Annotated in this window: 14 protein-coding genes; 3 read left to right on the forward strand and 11 right to left on the reverse strand. The window is 72.8% G+C overall.

All coding sequences use genetic code 11. The features are described from left to right. The first annotated feature begins 10 nt into the window (after nucleotides 1–10). Both ACN261_RS11170 and ACN261_RS11175 read left to right on the forward strand, forming a co-directional pair. Entirely contained in the window at nucleotides 11–3442 is a 3432-nt protein-coding gene (locus tag ACN261_RS11170; protein ID WP_425849882.1) for an SseB family protein, read from the forward strand. Continuing rightward, nucleotides 3439–3804 (forward strand): hypothetical protein, encoded by a 366-nt coding sequence (locus ACN261_RS11175; protein ID WP_421485117.1) that lies wholly within the window; start codon nucleotides 3439–3441, stop codon nucleotides 3802–3804. The genes ACN261_RS11170 and ACN261_RS11175 overlap by 4 nt, the downstream gene beginning before the upstream one ends. A 96-nt stretch (nucleotides 3805–3900) precedes the next feature. Here ACN261_RS11175 and ACN261_RS11180 read toward each other — a convergent pair whose 3' ends face one another. The 5 genes from ACN261_RS11180 to acs form a co-directional block, all read right to left on the reverse strand. Next, entirely contained in the window at nucleotides 3901–4833 is a 933-nt protein-coding gene (locus tag ACN261_RS11180; protein ID WP_421485118.1) for an alpha/beta fold hydrolase, read from the reverse strand. A gap of 98 nt (nucleotides 4834–4931) precedes the next feature. Further along, nucleotides 4932–5384 (reverse strand): hypothetical protein, encoded by a 453-nt coding sequence (locus tag ACN261_RS11185; RefSeq protein ID WP_425849885.1) that lies wholly within the window; start codon nucleotides 5382–5384, stop codon nucleotides 4932–4934. Nucleotides 5385–5543: 159 nt separating this feature from the next. After that, nucleotides 5544–7934 (reverse strand): immune inhibitor A domain-containing protein, encoded by a 2391-nt coding sequence (locus ACN261_RS11190; protein WP_421486979.1) that lies wholly within the window; start codon nucleotides 7932–7934, stop codon nucleotides 5544–5546. 371 nt (nucleotides 7935–8305) lie between these two features. After that, nucleotides 8306–11101, reverse strand: coding sequence for an immune inhibitor A domain-containing protein (locus tag ACN261_RS11195; RefSeq protein WP_425849887.1), 2796 nt, complete (start codon nucleotides 11099–11101; stop codon nucleotides 8306–8308). A 226-nt stretch (nucleotides 11102–11327) separates the two neighbouring features. Beyond that, nucleotides 11328–13292, reverse strand: a complete 1965-nt coding sequence (gene acs / locus ACN261_RS11200; protein ID WP_421485121.1) for an acetate--CoA ligase — start codon at nucleotides 13290–13292, stop codon at nucleotides 11328–11330. A gap of 214 nt (nucleotides 13293–13506) precedes the next feature. Between acs and ACN261_RS11205 the strand changes: the two genes are divergently transcribed. Continuing rightward, nucleotides 13507–14253 (forward strand): oxidoreductase, encoded by a 747-nt coding sequence (locus tag ACN261_RS11205; RefSeq protein ID WP_421485122.1) that lies wholly within the window; start codon nucleotides 13507–13509, stop codon nucleotides 14251–14253. Nucleotides 14254–14301: 48 nt separating this feature from the next. Here ACN261_RS11205 and ACN261_RS11210 read toward each other — a convergent pair whose 3' ends face one another. From ACN261_RS11210 to ACN261_RS11235, 6 genes are all read right to left on the reverse strand, one after another. Beyond that, nucleotides 14302–14934, reverse strand: coding sequence for a TetR/AcrR family transcriptional regulator (locus tag ACN261_RS11210; protein WP_421485123.1), 633 nt, complete (start codon nucleotides 14932–14934; stop codon nucleotides 14302–14304). Next, a complete protein-coding gene (locus tag ACN261_RS11215) occupies nucleotides 14829–16214 on the reverse strand; it encodes a methyltransferase (RefSeq protein WP_425849892.1) in 1386 nt (461 codons plus the stop codon). The genes ACN261_RS11210 and ACN261_RS11215 overlap by 106 nt, the downstream gene beginning before the upstream one ends. After that, nucleotides 16211–17104 (reverse strand): hypothetical protein, encoded by an 894-nt coding sequence (locus ACN261_RS11220; protein WP_425849893.1) that lies wholly within the window; start codon nucleotides 17102–17104, stop codon nucleotides 16211–16213. Before ACN261_RS11220 ends, ACN261_RS11215 begins: the two co-directional genes overlap by 4 nt. Nucleotides 17105–17391: 287 nt before the next feature. Beyond that, a complete protein-coding gene (locus ACN261_RS11225; protein WP_194823264.1) occupies nucleotides 17392–18204 on the reverse strand; it encodes an HAD family hydrolase in 813 nt (270 codons plus the stop codon). A gap of 430 nt (nucleotides 18205–18634) precedes the next feature. Beyond that, the gene (locus tag ACN261_RS11230; RefSeq protein ID WP_425849895.1) at nucleotides 18635–18787 is read right to left on the reverse strand and encodes a hypothetical protein; all 153 of its coding nucleotides are present in this window, start codon (nucleotides 18785–18787) and stop codon (nucleotides 18635–18637) included. A 219-nt stretch (nucleotides 18788–19006) separates the two neighbouring features. After that, nucleotides 19007–19843 carry a hypothetical protein gene (locus ACN261_RS11235; RefSeq protein WP_421485126.1) on the reverse strand — a complete coding sequence of 279 codons (837 nt, stop codon included), beginning with the start codon at nucleotides 19841–19843 and terminating at the stop codon, nucleotides 19007–19009. Between the last annotated feature and the right edge of the window lie 214 nt (nucleotides 19844–20057).

The raw sequence follows: 20057 nt of genomic DNA on the forward strand, positions 1-20057 counted from the left end.
AGAGGTGGCCGTGACCGACTGGGAGCCGGCTACCGAGGCCGAGACGGCGATGCGGGACGCGCTGCACGCCGGTGACCAGGAGTTCTACTTCCGGATTCTGGCCGATTCGGAGCTTTTCCTCCCGGTCTCCGGTCAGGCCCTCGCCGGTGCGACGCCGATGGGCTGGGGCACCTGGACCACCGGTGGCCGCACCCACGTGCTGGCCTTCACCTCGGCCGCCGCGATGTACGCCTGTCTCGGGTCCTCCGCCGGCCCCTACCGGCGCAGCCGCTACGCCGACCTGGCCGCCGAGTGGCCCAACCACGAGTGGTGGCTGGCGGTGAACCCCGGGCTGCCGATCGAGGGCTACCTGCCCGCCTGGTTCGTCTCGCAGCTCTCCCGGGGTGACGTCCGGCTGCCCGGTCGCGCCCCGGGGGCGCGCCCCCGGGGGGAGGTCGACCAGACGCCGGTGCGGACCACGCCCGGTAGGCCGGCCGACGTCGAGCCGACCGCCGACCTCTCCGCCGGCCGGGCCCAACCCCGGCCGGCGTCGTCCGCCGCCGCGCCACCCGCCGGGGGTGGCATCCGCCCGGCGACGGGCGCGTCGCTGACCGACGAGCGGGGGCGTCCGGTCGCCCCACCCGGTGGTGGCCCGCCCGGTGGTGGCCCGCGCACCACCACCGCCGGTCCGCCCGAGCAGGGCCGACCCGCCTTCCCCGATCCCCCCGCCGTGCCGGGGACGACCAACGCCGGCTGGCCGGCGGTTCCCCGCCGCCGGTTGCTGGGCGAGGAGCCCGCCGGCCCGGCCAACGGGCGCACCTCGTTCTTCGAGCCGTCCAGCGCCCGTGGTGCCACCCGGTCACCCCGGGACAATCCGTTGCGCTCGGGTGAGCGGGCGGCCCCACCGACCCGGCCCGGGATGGGCGGTCAACCCTTTCCCCGACGTCGCCCCGCACCCACCCAACCGGGCGAGGACGAAGCCGCCCGCGCGTTCCGGGTGACCGATCCGCCGGCCCGGTCCGGTCCCGGCAACGGGGTGCCCCCGGCCGGCCGCTTCCCGGACCCGCTGGCCGAGGAGCCGACCCGGGCCTTCCGGGTGGACCCGCCCGGTGGCGAGCCCACCCGGGCCTTCCACGTCGGCCCGGCGGCGGAGGAGGAGGCGACCCGCGCCTTCCGTACGCCACCACCACCGGCGGCGGAGGCCAACCAGGCGTTGCCCCGCCGGCAGCCCACCCCGGACGGGCCCTCCTCCGGGGTGCGCCAGCCACACCCACCGGTCGACCCGTTCGCCGCCCCACCTGCCGGTCCGGCTGCTCCGACCGGCCCGGCTGCTCCGACCGGCCCGGCCGGGCCGACCGCTCCGGCCGGTCCCGCCCGGGGCGAGGCGGAGGAGCTGCCGCCCTCCGTCGCCGAGCCGGTCTCCGCGCCGCCGGTGTCCCGCCGGGGGTTCATGCCCATCGTGATAGAGGGTGTGATCCTGGAGTCCCGCGACCTCCCGGTCGCCCCCGCGCCGGCCCCGTCCGCCGCCCAGGGACCGCCGTTCGTCCCCCCGGCGGCCTCCGTGCCGCCGGTCGTCCCCCGGCCGGCCGCCGCGCCGTTCGTGCCCCCGGCCGCTCCCGCGCCGCCGCAGGTGCCGACGTCGGCACCCGCGCCCGCAGCGCCGCCGGCCGGGGGTCCGGGTGCCGAGGACACGGTCAACCTGAACGGAACGGCCGGGCCGTTCGGCGCTCCCGGCCGTCCGTCCGCACCCGGGCCGGTTCCCCCGCCGTCGCCCGCCGGCCCGCCACCGGTCGCCCGGTCCCGCCCTGCTCCGGGTGACCTGTGGACCCCGTCCGCCGAGCGGGCCGCCGCGAAGGCCCGAGCGGAGGTGGCGGCGGCCCCACCGGACGCGGCAGCCCCACCGGTGGCGGCGACCCCGCCGGTCAGCGCTCCGACCGTCCTTTCGTCCACGCCGGCACCGGCACCTTCCGCATCGGCGGCACCGCCCACCCCGGCACCGTCCGCATCCGCACCGGCGGCACCGGTCACCGGGCCGGCTGCGGGGCAGGCGTGGGCCGCTCCGACGGCCGACGACGTGGCGGCGGGCGGCGCGCCCGCCGGGAGCCCGGCGGCGGGGTCCGTCGCCCCCGCCCCGACGGGGGACGCCGCAGGTGGCGTCACCAACGGTGCGCCGGCCCGACCCGCCGCCGGAACCGCCCCGACGGCCGCCGCTCCGGACGCGGACGGCGCCGACCCGCGTTCCACCCCGGTCGACCTGTGGACCCCCGCCGCCGAACGGGCCGCGCCGACCTCCCCGGCGGCACCGACCACCGCCGCGCCGACCTCTCCGGCGGCACCGACCACCGCCGCGCCGACCTCCCCGGTCGTGCCGACCACCGCCGCGCCGACCTCCCCGGCGGCACCGGGTCCGGCCGCCGATCCGGCCGCGACCGGCAGCACGCCGCCCGGGGCCCCGTCGACGTCCGCCGGTGCGGACACCCCGACGACCGCCGACGAGCCGTTCCTGCCGGCCAACGAGGTCGAGGAGAACCTGTTGGACGCGGTCGGTGCGGGCAGCACCGACGGCTTCCTCTCCACCCTGCTGCTGGCCCGGGTGCTGCTTCCGGTCAACCCCGACTCGGTGGCCGGCAGCCGCCCCGGCGAGCCCGGTTTCCAGTGGCGTACCGGGACGACCGACGGTGAGACGTACGTGGTGGTCTACACCTCACCGGAGCGGCTGGCCGAGCACGACGTGCCACCGGTCGACACGATCGAGGTGCGCTTCGTGCAGCTGATCCGGCGGTGGCCGAACCCGAGCTGGGCGTTCGCCGTCAATCCGGGCACCCCGGTCGGGGCCAAGCTCCCCGGTGAGCAGATCGTGGCCCTGGCCAGCTGGGCGGCCGAGGTCGGGCTCGGCGACGAGGCGGACGTGGAGCCGGTGGCCGCCGCCGAGGCACCCGCCGAACGCACCCGGTACGCCCCGCCCGTCACCGACCCGTCCCGTCCGGTGGTGATGCAGAAGGCGGTCGCCCCGAGCCAACTCGCCTACTACCTGGAACGCGGCTACGACCGGGTCTCCGGGTTCGTGCACCGGGCCGGCGAACTGGCCCACCTGACCACCCCTGCGGAGCTGCACGACGCCCTGGGGCTGGGCTACCCCGATTCGCCCTTCGCCCGCGACGCCGAGGCCACCTACGTGCTGCGCTGGCCCGCGTACCGGCCGAGTCTCTACCGCATCCCGTACGGCGGGCAGAACGAGGCGGCGATGCGGGCCATGGAGGGCTGGGTGATCGAGCGCGCGCCGTTCCGGGGTAACGGGTTCGCCCCCGGGGAGAGCAGCGACGTGGTGGCCGAGTTCAAGGTGGACAGCGCCCGGTTGCCGCACGGCGCACAGCTCTGGCGGATCGGCACGGAGGGCACCGAACGGGTGATCGCCATCCTGGACACCGACGCGCTGGTCTGGCGACGGGTGGGCGAGCCGTGATGCGTGACGGTTACGTGGCCCGCTGGCAGGGACGGGAGTACCAGGTCAGTCCGGACGGCGAGCACGTGCGGATCTACCAGCCGGAACCCGCCGACGGTTTCGAGGAGGTACGCCCCGGCCGGTACGTGCGGGTGGTGCCGGCCGGCGAGGTCGAGGACCTGGCGTACGTGCGGACCACCTGCACCTGGCAGGGGCAGCCGTTCATCGTGCTCGGCGAGCACGACGGGTGGCTGCGGGTCGAGTACACGGGCGGTCGCTGGCCGGTGGCGCAGGCGATGGGGCTGGAGGTCTTCGACTTCGGCGTCTACCAGGGCTGGGCACCGGCCGGCGAGGTTGCCGACCTGCGCGAACAGCGCGTCTGACCGCCGCCCCGACCCTGGCCGGCAAGTCCGCCCCGGAGGCCCGGCCCCGGCCCGTCCGGGACCGTCGACAGGGGACCGTCGACCGGGCCGCTCGGGTCAGGACTTGGTCCAGCGCAGGATCTCGCCGAGCACCACGTCGCCGGCTTCCACGTGGGGAAAGTGGCCCACCCCGTCGAGCAGCCGCCACTCGTAGGGGGCGCTGACGTACCGGCCGGAGCCCTGAGCGGTGCGCGGCAGGGACGCGACGTCGACCGCCCCATGCAGCTGGAGGGTGGGGGTGACCAGGGGCTTCTGCATCAGCCGGACGAACCGGTAGCCGTGCAGCCGCAGCACCGAGCGGAAGGCCCACCGGTAGCCCTCCAGCGCGCAGAAGGCGGCCTGCGGGATCAGCATCGCCTCCCGGCAGCGAGACGCGTACCCAGCGAAGTCGGGGCCGTCCACCCAGCGGGGGCCGCCCCAGCGGCTCAGCATCTGCTGCACCTCGGCGGCGTCGTTGCGGGTGAGCACGTGCTCGTACCGGGGGAGCTGGAACTTCAGCGCCGGGGTGGAGGCGGCGAACTGCCCGCGCGGGTCGGCGAAGATGGCCGCGCGCAACCGCAGTGGATGGGGCGCGCCGAGCACCACCAGCCGGCGGACCAGGGTGGGATGGAACGAGGCGGCTGTCCAGCCGATCAGCCCGCCCGAGCCGGCGCCGACCACGGTGGCCGACCGTTCCCCGAGGGCGCGGATCAGGCCGGCGACGTCGGCGGCGAGGGTGTACCCGTCGTACCCCCGGGGTGGTTTGTCGCTGGCACCGTAACCGCGCAGGTCCACCGCGACGGCCCGGAAGCCGGCGTCGGCGATGGCGGGGAGCATCGCGTGCCAGGCCCACCAGTGTTCGGGGAAGCCGTGCAGGAAGAGCACCATCGGCCCGGTGCCCGCCTCGACGACGTGGAACCGGCTGCCGTTCGCGCCGACGAACCGGTGCGTCCACGGCCCCTCGGTGAGGACGCAGGACTCGTCGGTGGGCCCGCCACGCTGCTCGGTCATGGGCACAGCCTAGGACCTCGGCGCCTGTCGATCGCCCAGCCGACCCGGCCGGGCGGTCGTACCCGGGGTCGGACCGGAGTCCGGCGGGCTGAGCGGACTCAGCGGACGACGCTGATCCGGACGACGCCGACCGGGGTGCCGGGGCCGCAGGCGGCCGGTGGCGCGGCCGGGTCGACGGTGACCACGACGGTGCTGCCGGCGGTGACGGTGCCCAGGCCGGGACCGTGCAGCGCGTACTCGTGGCCGTCGTCGGTGACCAGGCCGTAGCAGGGGCCGTCGCCGCCCCGGGTGATCCGGCCGGCGAGCCGGTCCGGCCGGCGTCGGTCGGTGGGGTGCCGTGGGGGTGCGGCGGGCCGGCGCGGGGCGGGCGGCGGTGCGGCGGAGAGCGGTGCCGGTCGTCCGGCGGCCGGGGCCGCTGCGCCGGCGGGCATGGTTGGTGAGCCGCCGGGCGTGGTCGGTGCGCCGGGGGGCGGGGCCGGTGCATCGGCGGGCGGGGCCGGTGCGCGGGTGCCGGCCGGCGGATCGGTGGTCGGGGTCCGGTCGTCGGTCACGGTCGCCTCCGTTCCCGGCGCACCCGCCACGGGTACGCGCAGAGCCAGCCTGCCACGGCAGCGGTGCAGCGGCATCCGGCCAGCCCGGACGGGCCGATGCCCGGGCAGGAGTCCTGCCCGGGCATCGGGTTACAGCAGGTGGTGCGGCTGATCAGCGGATCAGGAGAAGCGGACCTTCAGCGAGGTGCCGTTCTGCTCCACAACCTTGATCTTGGTGCCGGTGGCCGGGAGCTTGACGCCGTGGTTCGGCAGCTCCGGGTACCAGTACTGCTTGGTGTCGTCGAACAGCGGCTGCGCGGCCTGGCCGCGGACGTACTGCGGCACGCTGTTGATGTGCAGCGTGAACGAGTCCGCCTTCTTCAGGCTGAACGGCGCGTCGTACACCTGGACGCGGGCCCGCCACGGGGCGCCGGTCAGGTTGTACAGCGGCTCCGGGTGCGCGTCGATGATCATGTTCCGACCCTCGCCCGGGTGGTCGAAGGTGTCGTTGTCGGCCCACCGGAGGTTCCAGTAGGAGATCAGCAGACCCTCCTGGTACGCGTAGTGGTCCACGTAGTCCGGGCGGCTGTTCGCGTAACCGAAGTAGTACGGGCCGGTCTTGAGGTACTGGTCGTACGACACGTACGACCGGTTGCCGGCGATGTAGTAGTTGTCGAACTTGCGGATGTAGGTCTCGGCAACCACGCTGAACCCGTTGAGGGTCCAACCGGCGGCACCGGCCTCCGCACCGTCGGTGAGCACGGTCTGCCCGTCGGCGGTGATGGTGATCGCGTCACCGTAGAAGCCGCCCTCGGAGACGCCACCGTCGGTCTGGTAGCGCAGCCGGAACTGCACCACCTTGCCGGCGGCCGCGTTCATCGGGATGTTGACGTCGACCCACTGGCCGTTGCTGGAGCCGTCCAGGGCGAAGCGCCCGGGGGAGATCTCCTTGAGGGCCTTGCCGTTGGCGGTACCCGGCAGGGTGGCCCAGGTCTGGCCGCCGTCGGTGCTGGCCTCGAAGAAGAGGTAGTCGTAGTCCGCCTCGATCGAGTAACGACCCTTCATGGTGAGCGCGGCGCTGGTCTTCCCGGTGAGGTCGATCGTCCGCGTCATCGTGGTGTTCAGGTCGTCGTCGTTGCCGGAGAAGAACTGCTTCGTCCCCTCGAACGGCTTGCCGTTCTGGAAGCTGTACTCCCGCTGCGGCAGCACGACCACGGCACCCTGCGCCTTGTCGGAGTTGTACTCCTGCGGGCCCAGGTTGAGGGTCTTCTGCTGGCCGGCCACCACGACCTCGTAGTCGAGCCAGCCGAGCTGGAGCTTGTTCCACGCGCCGAGGTCGCCGCCCCGGTCGCCGATGCCCTGGTCGTTCTTGGCACCGAGCCGGCTCTGGGCCATCAGGGTCCAGTGCTCGTTGTTGTTGTCACCGCTGTTGATGACGTTGTAGTCGTCCGGCAGACCGAGGTCGTGACCGTACTCGTGGTAGAAGACGCTCCGGCCACCGTTCTCCGGCTGGATCGTGTAGTCGCCGATCCAGACGCCGGTGTTGCCGATCTGGGTGCCGCCGGCCGGGAAGTTCGCCGGGCCGGTGTTGCCCTGGTCGCTGGCGAAGGCGTACCACCGGTGGCTCCAGATGGCGTCCTCACCCTGGATCGGGTCGCCGTCGGCCTGGTCGCCGCCGGAGTGGACGATCTGGAAGTGGTCGATGTAGCCGTCCGGCTCGTTGAAGTTGCCGTCGCCGTCGAAGTCGTACCGGTCCCACTCGTCCATCGACTTGACGTCGGCGGCGATCTGGGCGTCGGTGCGGCCGGCGGCCTTCTGGTCGGCGACCCACTGGTTGGCGGCGTCCCGGACCAGGGCCCAGGTGTTGTTGCAGACGTTCGAGGCGCAGGGGTAGCCGTTGGAACGGCCGTACCGGGCCTCGTTGTACTTCACCTTGACCCAGTCGGTGACCTCGCCCTCGACGCTGTAGCGACCCGAGGACTGGGCCTCGTAGTACTGCTTCAGCGACTCGTCACCCTGCCCGGTGCCGAAGTACAGCTTCCGGAAGTGGTCGGCGTTGTAGTCGGCCTGCCAGACGGTGGAGTTGTCCACCGCCCGGTTGGGGGCCGGGATCTCGTTGTGCAGCGGCCCGTCGAACCGGGTCGGGCCGGGGACGGCCGGGGCCGTGTCCTGGTCCGGGTAGCTCGGGTGCCGCTCGTTGCCGAACTCCGCGAGGATGACGAAGATCTTGTCGGTCCGCTCGCGGCCCAGCTCGACGTACTGGTCCTGCGTCTGGGCGACGCCCGAGGCCGTCGTCCGGGCGTTCTTGCCCGCAGCCTGGGTCTTGCCGACCTTGACGACCGTGCTGCCGTTGATCTTCTGCGCCTTGGCCTTGCCGGAGAGGACCTCGCTGAGGCCCTCCTGACGCAGCGCCCGCCGCTTGGTTTCGAGCGGGTTGGGCAGATCGTGGTCCGCGTTAGCGGGCTCCGCGACCGACGGGGCCGCCGTCGGGAGCTTCGGCGTCGGCGCGGCGCTGGCGGACGTACCCGTCACCAGACCTGTCGCCGTCAGCGAGAGCCCGAGCAGACCCACTGCGACTTTGCGCACGTGGTACCTCCGGTGTGAGGGAACCGGCCCAACGGGGGTACGGGCCGGCATGGACGTCCCACTAGTGGGACCCATGGTGAACATAGACACTGCTGGGACGGGTGGGAAGATGTCCGCGTCGATTTGTTGCAAGATTTTGATGGGAACGCTTTTCACCGTCACACACCGGGTGTTCACCAACGGTCATGAGCAGCGCGGACGGCCCGGTGGAGAATCGTAGTGATGTATTTCGATTCCGTTGCCGGGATGCGGGAAACAGTGGGCCGCCGGCTTGTCCGCCGACGGCCCACCGTTCACCGAATCAGTCAGTTACTGACCCTTACCACCGCATCGCCGGGCGTACCCGACGCGTGACTTCAGTACTTCGCCGGAGTGATCCGGACGACCGCGTACGAGTTGTCCGGCGCGGCCGACTCGATCTTGATGGAGACCCCGTTGCGGACCTTCGAGTCCGACGGGTTGCCGGTGCCGAGCACGATCGCCCCACCGCCCAGCGTCACGCCGTAGAACTCGGTGGCCGGCGTGCCGTCCGGGTTCACCACCCGGGTGGTGTACGGCTTGTTGCCCCGCGACGGGACGACCACCGAGGCGTCGTTGTCCCGGGCGTACGGCGAGCCGTCGCGGATCTCGATGCCCGGGTACCAGCCCTTGGCGTCGTTGAAGCCCGACACCGGGCGCTGCCGCGGGAACTTGGTGCAGTACGCGCTGTACGGCTCGTCCGCCGCCTCCAGGCACTCGGTGAACGGGTACGTCGGGTTCAGCGAGAACGCCGCGTTCGCCGACTGGGGCCGGCTCGGCAGGTTGTCCAGCACCGACGGGTCCTTCGCCGCCGCCTCACCGGTACGCCGCAGCGGGTCGTAGTGCGAGTCCACGATCAGCAGCCCGCCCTTGGCCCCGTAGCTGGGCAGCGCGGTCATCTGCCCGGTGACGTGGTTGACGTCGCCCAGCATCGTGTCCCGGTACCAGACCAGCATGCCCGGCGCGTTGTACGAGATCCGGTCCACCTTCCACGCCTCGTGCGAGTAGATGGTGTCGTAGGCGTACTTCAGGCCCATGTCGAAGCCGTCGAAGTTGCGCCACTCGGCCAGGTAGTACTGCGCCTTGACCTGGGTGCCCGGGTCGATGTGCCAGCCCGCGCCCGTGGTGTCGGTGAAGGTGCCGACGGTCTGCGTCCAGCCGTTCGTGCCGCTCTCCACGTTGTCGCTGAACGTGGTGGCCCCGCCGCCGGTGACCGAGATGTCGTCGGCGAACCAGCCCCGCTCCTGGAACGCCTCGTCGGTGGCGTACCGCAGCCGCACCTGCACGGTCGTTCCGGCGTACGCCGACAGGTCGATCCAGTCGTGCCGCCAGCCGTCGGTGCTGCCGGTCAGGCCGTACTTCTTGTTGCCGAAGTCGACCATGCGGCCGTTCGGGTCGGCGTAACCGTCGTTCGTGGAGACCAGCGCGCCGGCCTCGTCGTAGACCTTCTGCTCGGCCCAGGTGGCCCCGCCGTCGGTCGAGACCTCCACGAAGCCGAAGTCCCAGTCCTCCTCGATGACGTAGTTGTTCCACATCCAGAACTTCGCGTCACCGGCGGCCGGGACGGCCACCTGCCGGCTGAGCTTGACGTCCGCCCATGCCTGGTCGGCCCCGCTGTACCACATGCCGGTGCCGCTGTGCGGCTGGGCGAGGGTGACCACCTTGTCCGGCAGGTCGATCTTGATGCCGTCCTGGGTGCCGACCGGGGTCCGCGAGGTCTGCCCGAGCGATGCCGTCCGGGTCCGGGTGCCGGGGGCGATGGTCAGCGGATCGGCCCAGCCCAGCACCCACTTGTCCCAGATGCCCATGTGGGTGGGCAGGGCCTGGAAGATCTCACCGGTGTGCGAGCCGGACGCCATCAGGTCCCAGAAGTCGACGTCCGAGTCGGCGTTACCCGAGGTGTCGTAGAGGTCCGGCAGACCCAGGTCGTGGCCGAACTCGTGGGCGAAGACGCCGACCCCGGCGTCCTCCGGCTGCACGATGTAGTTGGACACCTTCAGGTTGGTGCCGGGGATGGTGTAGCCGCCGGCGACCGTCGAGGAGTGCGCCCAGACCGCGTACACGCCCTGGTCGCCGCCGCCCCGGGACTTGCCCTGACCGGCGTGCACCAGCACCAGGTGGTCGATCACGCCGTCCGGCTCGTTGACGTTGCCGTCGCCGTCCCGGTCGCCCTGGTCCTCGATGTCGTAGTCGGCCCACGGGAAGTTCGGGTCGGCCGCGGCCAGCGCGTCGATCGCGTCGGTGGCGAGCCGCCCCGCGCCCTGCGGGTTGTCCGGGTGGCCGTTCATCGCCTGCTGCCGGCCGGCGACCCAGGCACCGGTCTCGTCCTGGAAGCAGCGCGAGGCCGCGTACCAGCCCTCCGAGTGCGGCACGGTGATCCACGGGCTGGCCTGCCCGTCCACCGTGTACGCGCCCTTGGACATCTCCAGGTACATGTTGTGCATGGTGCGGCCGGACAGGTCGATGCCCTTCTTGCCGTCCGGTCCCTTGAGGTCCTTACGGACCCGCTCGGTGATGCCCTGCTTGGTGTAGAGCATCTTGTCGAAGTGGGCCGGCGAGAAGTCCGGCACCCACATCGAGTTGTTGTCCTCGTGCGGCAGGGTCGCCGGGTTGGGGATGTTGTTGTGCTTCGGTCCGTTCTGGACGGTGCCGGGCACGCAGGTGCGGTCCTCGAACACCGTCTTGGGGACCATCACCCCGGTGAAGTCGTCGTTGGCCTGGTCGTTGAACTCGACAAGCAGGGTGAGCAGCTTGGCCGTCTGGGTGCTCTTGGCCTTCTTGAACGCGCGCGGGCTCTGCCCGGTGCGGATCGCCCGCGCCTCGTTGCGGGCCAGTTCCCGGGCGGCCAGCGGGTTGCCGCCGGCGAACTTGCGGTCGTACGCGCGCGCCTCGTCCGCCGCCGGGGTGCGGATCCCGTCGGCGCCCCGGACCTCCTTACCCGCGGTGTCCGGCTGCACCTCCGGCTCGGCGTAGTTGAGGTAATGCTCGTCGGCCCCGATCCGGGTCGGTGTGGCCGGCCCGGCAGGTTGGGCCGCCGCACTGCCGGTCACGGTCAGTGACGAGGCGACGAGAGCGAGGGCGGGCAACGCGACGAGGAGCCGTCGACGTGCCCTGGTGGACGGGAGAATGTTCATGCCACTCCGTTTCTCGGGCATGGGAAAGGGATCGCCGGTGAGACCTCTGTCGAGCCCAGTCGATATCGCTGAACCTAAATGAGAAGGGTTCTCACCCGGAAGGGGGCGACGGTGCCTCTGCCCGTTCAGCCCGAGTCGGCTCGGCCTACCGACCGATTCGTACCCCTAAAAAGACGGTGGGTGCCGGCCCTCACGGACCGGCACCCACCGTCGGGTACGGCTGTCGTCAGTCCTCGTCGGACTTCCCACCGCTGAGCCCGGAGGAGATCAGCTCCATCACCGAGGAGTCCTGGAGCGTCGTCACGTCACCCAGCGACCGGTTCTCCGCCACGTCCCGCAGCAACCGGCGCATGATCTTGCCGGAGCGGGTCTTCGGCAGCTCCGGCACCAGCATGATCTGCCGGGGCTTGGCGATCGGGCCGAGCGTCTTCGCGACGTGGTTGCGCAGCTCGGCGATGAGCTGCTCACCCGCCTCGCCCGCGGTGTCGGCGGTGCCACGCGGGATGGCGAACGCGACGATCGCCTGCCCGGTGGTCGGGTCGGTCGCGCCGACCACCGCCGCCTCGGCCACCGCCGGGTGCGACACCAGCGCCGACTCCACCTCGGTGGTGGAGATGTTGTGCCCGGACACCAGCATCACGTCGTCGACCCGGCCGAGCAGCCAGATGTGCCCGTCGTCGTCCTTCTTGGCGCCGTCCCCGGCGAAGTACATGCCCTCGAACCGGGACCAGTACGTCTCGATGAACCGGTTGTCGTCGCCCCAGATGGTGCGCAGCATCGACGGCCACGGCTCACGCAGCACCAGGTAGCCGCCCCCGCCGTTGGGCACCGACTGGCCCTGGTCGTCCACCACGTCGGCGACGATGCCGGGCAGCGGGGTCATCGCCGAACCCGGCTTGGCCGCGGTCACCCCCGGCAGCGGGGAGATCATGATCGCGCCGGTCTCGGTCTGCCACCAGGTGTCCACGATCGGCAGCTCGTCCCGGCCGACGTGCTGGCGGTACCACATCCACGCCTCCGGGTTGATCGGCTCGCCGACGCTGCCCAGCAGGCGCAGCGACGACAGGTCGAAGCCCGCCGGGATGTCCTCGCCCCACTTCATCATGGTGCGGATCAGCGTCGGCGCGGTGTAGAGGATGCTGACCTTGTACTTGTCGACGATCTCCCAGAACCGGCCCTTGTGCGGGGTGTCCGGGGTGCCCTCGTACATCACCTGGGTGGCGCCGTTGGCCAGCGGCCCGTACACGATGTAGGAGTGCCCGGTGACCCAGCCGATGTCGGCGGTGCACCAGTAGACGTCGCTGTCGGGCTTCAGGTCGAACACCGCGTGCGTCGTCCACGCGGCCTGGGTGAGGTAGCCGCCGGTGGTGTGCAGGATGCCCTTCGGGCGGGCGGTGGTGCCGCTGGTGTAGAGGATGAACAGCGGGTGCTCGGCGTCGAACGGCTGCGCGACGTGCTCGGCCGACGCCGTCTCGACGGTCTCGTGCCACCAGTGGTCCTTCGCCGACCAGGCGACCTCCTCGCCGGTGCGCCGGACCACCAGGACGTGCTCGATCGACGGGCAGTTCGCCACCGCCTCGTCCACGGTCGGCTTCAGCGCCGACGGCTTGCCCCGCCGGTAGCCGCCGTCGGCGGTGATCACCACCTTGGCGCTCGCGTCCTGGATCCGGTTGCTCAACGCGTCGGCGGAGAAGCCGCCGAAGACCACGCTGTGGGTCGCGCCGATCCGGGCGCAGGCCAGCATCGCCACCGCCGCCTCGGGGACCATCGGCAGGTAGATCGCCACCCGGTCACCGGCGACCACCCCCAGGTCGGTCAGCGCGTTCGCCGCCTGGCAGGTCAGCCGGTGCAGGTCGGCGTAGGTGAGGGTGCGGGTGTCGCCCGGCTCGCCCTCCCAGTGGATCGCCACCTTGTCGCCCCGACCGGCCTCCACGTGCCGGTCCAGGCAGTTGTACGCCACGTTGAGCTGGCCACCGACGAACCACTTCGCGAACGGGGGGTTCGACCAGTCGAGCACCTCGTCCCACGGCCTGGCCCAGGCCAGCCGGCCGGCCTGCCGCTCCCAGAAGGCGAGCCGGTCCGCGCCGGCCTCGTCGTACGCGCCGGCGGTGACGTTGGCCTGGGCGGCGAGTGCGGCCGGCGGCGGGAACTGGCGCGTCTCGTTCAGCAGGTTGGCCAAGGCCTCGCTCATGCGGTGACTCCTTCGTCGGTGACCTGCGTCTCTACCCGGCCGAGGTTAGTCCGGGCCGCGCGGGACCGCGACACCCCCGGTGCCGTCCGGCGCGCTCAGCGGGCGTCCCGGCGCGCTCGGCGGCCCACCCCTGCCACCCTGATCAGGATCGGACCCGAGGTCCCGGTGGTGGGTGGCGTCCGCCCCGGAGTCACCCGGTCGTTAGCGTGGCGGGGTGACCACCGATCCGCTCGCCCCGCTGCTCGCGCTCGCCGACATCGCCCCCGCCGTCGAGCGGGCCCGCGAGCGGGTCGACCAGGCGATGCGGCACCGCGCGCTGCGCCGCCACGGCGGCCAGGTCGCGGCCGAGGTCGGCTTGCGCAGCGCGGTGGCCAGTGCCGCCCTGGAGGGGTACGACCACGAGCGCGAGGCGGTCCGCGCCGGCACCGTCACCGAACCGGTGCTCCAGGGGGCGCTGCGGGTGGCCGGGGCGCTGCCCGGGTTGACCGAGCTGTGGCCGAAGGCCCCCCGGCAGGCGCTGGCCCGGCTGCACGTGCTCGCCGCCCGGGACGTGGTCGCCGAGGACGAACTGGGGCGTCCGGTCGCCGACCCGGTGGTGGCCGCCCGGCTCGACGGGCTGGCCGGGCTGGTCGCCGGCGGGACGACGGTCTCCCCGCTGGTCCTCGCCGCCGTGGTGCACGGCGAGCTGCTCAACCTGCGGCCCTTCGCCGGCCCGTCCGGGGTGGTGGCCCGCGCCGCCGCCCGGCTGGTGCTGATGTCCCGGGGGTTCGACCCGCGCGGCCTGGTCGCCGTCGACGTGGGCCACCGGGAACGGCAACCCGAGTACGTCGGCGCGGCCGGGGCCTTCGCCACCGGCACCCCCGACGGCCTGCGCTCCTGGCTGCGGCACTACCTGACCGCCGTCGAGGTCGGCGCGGACCAGCTCACCGTCGTCGGCGACGAGATCATCGCCGCCGCCTGACCCGGTGGCCGTCCCCGCCGTCCCACCCGACCGGTGCTGGGTGCGCGGTCAGTCCCGGCGGGCGGCCCGGTTCACCCGCGAGCGCAGCGCCCGCCGGGCGACCGGTCCGAGGTCGTCGACGATCTCGATGAGCACGGCGAGCTGGTCGAGTGCCGACATCGCCTGCCGTACGCCCGCCCGGTCCACCCCGTCGTAGAGTTCCAGCCCGACGAACGCGGCGCAGACGGCCCGGGACAGGCCGGGCACGTCCGCGATCTCGGCGAAGGGTGACCCGGCGAGCAGCCGGCGCAGCACCGACTCGATCTCGTCCACCCAGAGTTGGAGCGCGGCGGCGGTGGGCGCGGCGAGCCGCTCGTCGGTCTGCGCCCCGGCCAGCAGCTGGGCCAGGAAGGAGACGTTGCCCAGCTCGCGTTCCTGTTCGTGCAGCTCCTGCCCGACGGCGAGCAGTTCCCGCAGCGAGCCCACTCCGGCCAGCCGGTCCGACCAGTGCGCGAGCCGGTCGGCGGTGCTGGCCCGGCAGGCGGCGGTGAGCAGGTCGTCGACCGTGCCGAAGTGGTAGAAGACCAGCGCCTGGTTCACCCCGGCGGCCGCGGCGATGGTGCGGGCGGACACACCGGCGATGCCGTGCGTGCGGATGGCGGTGATGGCGCCGTCCAGGAGTCGCTGCTTGGTGCCGGACATCGTCCTCCTCGTGGGCCCGCCGGATGCGGTGGTGCGATCATCGCATCGGTCACCAGCTGCGCCAGCCAACCGACCCCGGGCAGCCGCAGGACCCAGCCGACCACCGCCCATCCGAGGTGCAGGTGCCCGAGGGCGCGGGCGACGGCGGCCACCCCCCGTTCCGACCGGCCGCCGCCGTCGGTGTACGCCGCCCGCCACAGCACCCCGTCGGCCTCGGCGGCGGGACGTAGCAGCAGACCCACCGGGCGGCGACGGGCGACGAACCGCCAGGTCGCGGCGCACGGACCGCAGGTGTCGTCGAGGAACAGGACCGCTGCCGGCCCCACGTGGTACGGCCGCCGACGCGGCCACCAGTCCCTGACCTGCCGCCGGTACGCGCGCCATGCCCCGCCGTGCCGGTCGGCCAGGTCGTGTTCCTCGTGCGGGCGGGCCACCGCCACGCTGAAGGCGACCGCCACCACCGCCGCCAGCACCAGCGCGGAACTGCGGGTGAGCGCGGCGGTGAGCAGCACCAGGGCCACGGCGCAGGTCTGCATCGGGTTGGCCAGATAGGCGTACGGCCCGGTGGTGACCAGCCGTACGGGCGGGTCCCACGGGTACGGCGTGCCGCCACCGTGGGTGACGAACTCGCGGACCGCGGCGAGCGCCGGGGCGGCCAGCACCAGCGCCACCTGGGCGAGGAGCAGCAGGACGGGTCGGGGCAGTTCGGCCGCCGTCGCCCAGGACCCGTCGCCGACCTCGAAGGCCAGGCTGGGGACGAACCACAGCAGCAGGGCGGTGAAGAGCCCGACCTGGAGCAGCGTGCGGGCCGCCAAATATCGCCGGTCGGCACACCAGCGACCGAGCAGTTGCGCCGGCAGGGCCACCACGAGCAGCCCGACCAGTTCGCCGACCAGCCAGTCCGGGCCGAGCCGGACCAGCGGGTGCAGCGCGGGCATGGCTACCGCGTCGACCCAGAGCAGCAGGCCCAGCGCCACCGGCAACGGGAGGCTCCGGCGCAGCAGCACGGGCAGCGGGCCCCAGAGCACGGCCCAGCCGATCCACAGGTCGACCGGCATGCCCCGGTAGTTTCCCCGGACCGGGGTGAACGTGTACCAGCCGGCGTGCCGGGCCAGCTCGTCGAGGGCGGCGATGCCGATGCCGGCGGCGAGGAAGGCCAGCAGCGCCCCCGCCCGCCCGGCGCGGCTCCGGTCGACCCCGGCGCGGCTCCGGTCGACGCGGGCGGCGGCGAGCACGGCCAGCAACGGCACCGCCAGGCTGAGGTAGCGGGCGACGATCATCGCAGCGCCATCATGTCCAGCAGGTGTCCCGTTCCCGCGCCGAGCAGGACCTGCTGGATCGGCCCGAAGTACCAGGAGGGGTCGAGCCCCCGGGTGTAGTCCACCCGGATGCGCACCTCGGTGTGCCGCCCGTCGACGGCCCGCCAGCTCAGCGTGGCGTGCCGCCAACTGAACCAGCGCGCGGTGATCGAGCTGTCCTCGACGAACCGGAACCCGACCCGCTGCACCCCCACCGTCTCCACCTCGGCGAGGAGGTGACCGCCGGGGCCGTGCGCGCTGCCGTGGTAGCCGAACATCCACCTGTCGCCCGGGTCGAGCCCGTCCCCGCTGACCTGGCCGGGCGTGGGCACGCCGAGCAGCCGCAGCGGGACCGAGCGCACCGGTACGGGGCGAGGACCGGCGGTGAGCCGGGCGGCCACCTGGTCGACCGGCAGGGCCACCACCCGGGCCACCTCGACGGACTGGTCGGGTGCGATCCGGGGTGCCGGTCCACTGCCCTCCAGCCCCGGCAGGAGCAGCAACGGCACCGCGATGACGGCGTACGGGCGGGAGGCGTCGCGCAGCGCGCGGATCAGGGCGGTGGTCCCGTGGGACACCGCGTAGACAAGTGGGGCGGCGAGGATGACGCAGATCGCCCCCTCGTGCAGCGCGACCGCCGCCAGCAGCAGGGCGATCGTGGTGATCACGAAGACCCGGCCGTGCGCGGTGCGACCGGGCAGCAGGGCGAGGGTGGCGGCGAGGGCCGTCGGGAGCAGCACGAAGAGCAGGGCGCTGTCGGCCCGCCCGTCGAGCACGGTGGCGACGAACACCACCATGCCGAAGGCCGAGATCAGGCCGGCGAGCACCCAGTTCGCGGCGGTCCGTCGGGGCGGTCGATCCTGCTCGTTCATCGCTACCTCCCAGATTTGAGCACTCGCTCAAACCGAGCATAGGCTTGTTTGAGCGACCGCTCAAACGGAGGTGCGCAGGGAAAGCGCCGTGTGGTGTCGGGTGCCGGTCGTCACTCCGGGTGCCGCGCAGAGGTTCCGGCGGCCACCCGGCGGGCGGTGCGGTCGGCGACGGTGGGACCGGTCGGCGTACCCCGGAGGCGAGGGGCGGTCGGTCGGGCCGGGTACCGCGCGTCGGTCAGGTGGTCTGGGCGGCCGGGGTCGTCAGGTGGCCTGGACGGCCGGGGTCGTCAGGCGGCCTGGACGGCGCGGGTGCGGCGGTGCCGGCCGTACCAGGCGATGCCGATCGCCACCCCGACGCCGACGCCGAGCGCCGCTGCGGCCACCGGGACGGCCGGGCGCTCCCGCAGCCGCCGGCCCAGCGGGATCGGGTGCCGGAACTCCAGTACCGGCCAGGCGTTCTCCACGGCGAGCCGGCGCAGCGCCCGGTCCGGGTTGACCACGCTCGGGTGCCCCACGCACTCCAGCAACGGCCGGTCACTGTACGAGTCGGAATAGGCGTACGAGTCGGCCAGGTCGTAACCCCGGGCGGCGGCCAGCTCGTTGACCGCCTCGACCTTGCTCGGACCGGCCGCGTAGAACTCCACCTCGCCGCTGTAACGGCCGTCCTGCACGCTCATCCGGGTGGCGATCACGTCGGTCACCCCGAGCAGTGCGCCGATCGGGCGGACCATCTCCTCACCGGAGGCGGAGACCAGCACGACGTCCCGGCCGGCCGCCTGGTGCTCCTCGATCAGCGCGGCGGCCTCGGCGTAGACGTAGGGGTTGATCAGCTCGTGGAGCGTTTCCGCGACGATCTGGCGGACCTGTTCCACCCGCCAACCCTTGCAGAGTGCGGCGAGGTAATCCCTGGTCCTGGCCATGGTCTGCTCGTCGGTGCCGCCCAGCCGGAACATCAGCTGCGCGTACGCCGACTTCACGACGTCCCGTCGCGTGATCAGCCCGTCCCGGTAGAACGGCCGACCGAATGCCAAGGCGCTCGACTTGGCGATGACGGTCTTGTCCAGATCGAAGAAAGCGGCACTTCGGCCCACGGCGCGCAAGTCTAGTCCGATGCTCCAGGGTCGGCGGGTGCCGTGGGGCGAATACCCCCTCGACCTGCGGGAGCACTCCGGCGGCGAATGCTCAACGTGATCGCAGTCACACGCTCCGATCATAATTTCGCAATGAGTGGGGTCGACAGCACTCGACGTGAACAGTCCGCTCGGGCAGACTTGTCCCCACGACAACGATTCATGTGCCGGAAAGCTGAGAGACCCTCGGCGGTCGCACCCCCCGTGACCGCCGGGCCGGTTCGGCTCAACCCCCCCGGAGCCGAACCATTCGACGACCCCCGTCTCCCCCCGACGGGGGTCGTCCCTTTCCGCGAGGGCTCCGGGTGCTGGTCGACCGGCGAATACTTGTGCGGTAGCCGGTCGACCGGATGAAAACAGCCCCGTCCCTGTCGCGGGAACGGGGCACGGGGCTGCTTCGCTAGCGAATTGCCGCTCCGGTGGTGGTGGCGAATCCGGCGACGATGGGGGCGTGGTCGGGCTCCGGCGCGTACGCCGGGTCCACGCGGCCGTGGCCCTCGTCGTCCCCGCTGTTCGGCCCTTCAAAGTCCCGGCCCCGACGGGTTACAGTCAAGCCGACTCCTTCCGTTGCACGCGGTCGAGTCGAATGCGGCGTCCGGTTGCAGCCGGGCGCCGCTGTGCTGTGGCGGCGCTGTGCCGATCGACCGGTCAAGCATCCCGCGTGCGGCGGCATAGCACAAGGCCCACGATTTGTCTGTCGGGTGGCTGACACTCGGTCAACTGAAGAGTCCCTGCTCAGCGGCTGTCCATGGGAGGTGCGGGGCGGGCCTGGCTACCGCACGACCGCCCGCATCGTCGTCCGGGCAGGCAGGAAGCAGGCCAGGGCCCGGCCGTGCCGGTCGGTGACCACCCACGGGTGCCCCACGTACGTCTGCTGGCGGTAGGACCGGCCCGCGTCGAGCACCTTGTACTGCCGGCGCTGCCCCTGGTGGTCGAGCCAGTAGACGACGACCCGTGCACCACGGGCGTTGACGAACTCGACGTACGTCGAGGGGCCGTTCGAAGTGGACCGCAGCGAGTGTTCCTGCCAGCCCGGCAGCGGGGTCAACTCGGCCGGCCCGGGCGGGTTCGTCGGCGGCTTCGGCGTGGGGCGGGGCGCGGCGGTCGTCGGAGTCGGCCGGGGTGGCGTGGTGGTCGCGGCGGGGCGGGACGTCGTACCCGTGGCGGGTTGGTGTGGCCGACGGGGCGGCGCGGCCGGGGTCGCGGCGCGGGTGGCCATCGACGCCGGGGCGGGCGAGTAGTCGGCGACCGGGGTGGGGCTCTCCACGGCCGCGAGATCCGGGCGGTCGGCGACCCACGAGGGTGTCATCGGGAGGGCGGCGTCGTCCCGCTTCGGCCCGGACCACAACGGTGACAGCGCCAGGACGAGGCTGGTGACCAGGCCGAACGCCACTCCGGCCAACAGCAGGGTCCGTCCGATGCCGGCGGGCTCGACGGCGTGCACGGGGGACGGCAACGGGTTGCCCGGTGATCCGGACGTCGGGACGTCGATCAGATGCCGACCGGCCGGGGGGACGAGGTAGGGCGGCAGCGTCTGGCGGTACCGGGGTGCCGGCAGCCAACCACCGATGCGCAGGGTGGGGGGTGTGTCGTCGGATGAGTCGGCCATGGCCCCGTTTCCGAGAGCGGCGGATGCCACCGTCGCGGTGGCGGTCACGATTATCGGCGTACGAGGCGGTATGCCGTCAATCACTCCGGCGGGGTGAACAGGACATTTTTTCGCGTTCTTCGTCGGGACCGTACCGCTGCTGCCGGCGTCGTTCGGTCGTTCCGACGCTCCGCGCGGTGTGCTGGAGCTGCCTCCGGTGCAGGTCACCCCCTCC

Source organism: Micromonospora sp. WMMD723 (assembly GCF_049863385.1).
In the GTDB taxonomy this organism is placed as follows: Bacteria; Actinomycetota; Actinomycetes; order Mycobacteriales; family Micromonosporaceae; genus Micromonospora; species Micromonospora wenchangensis.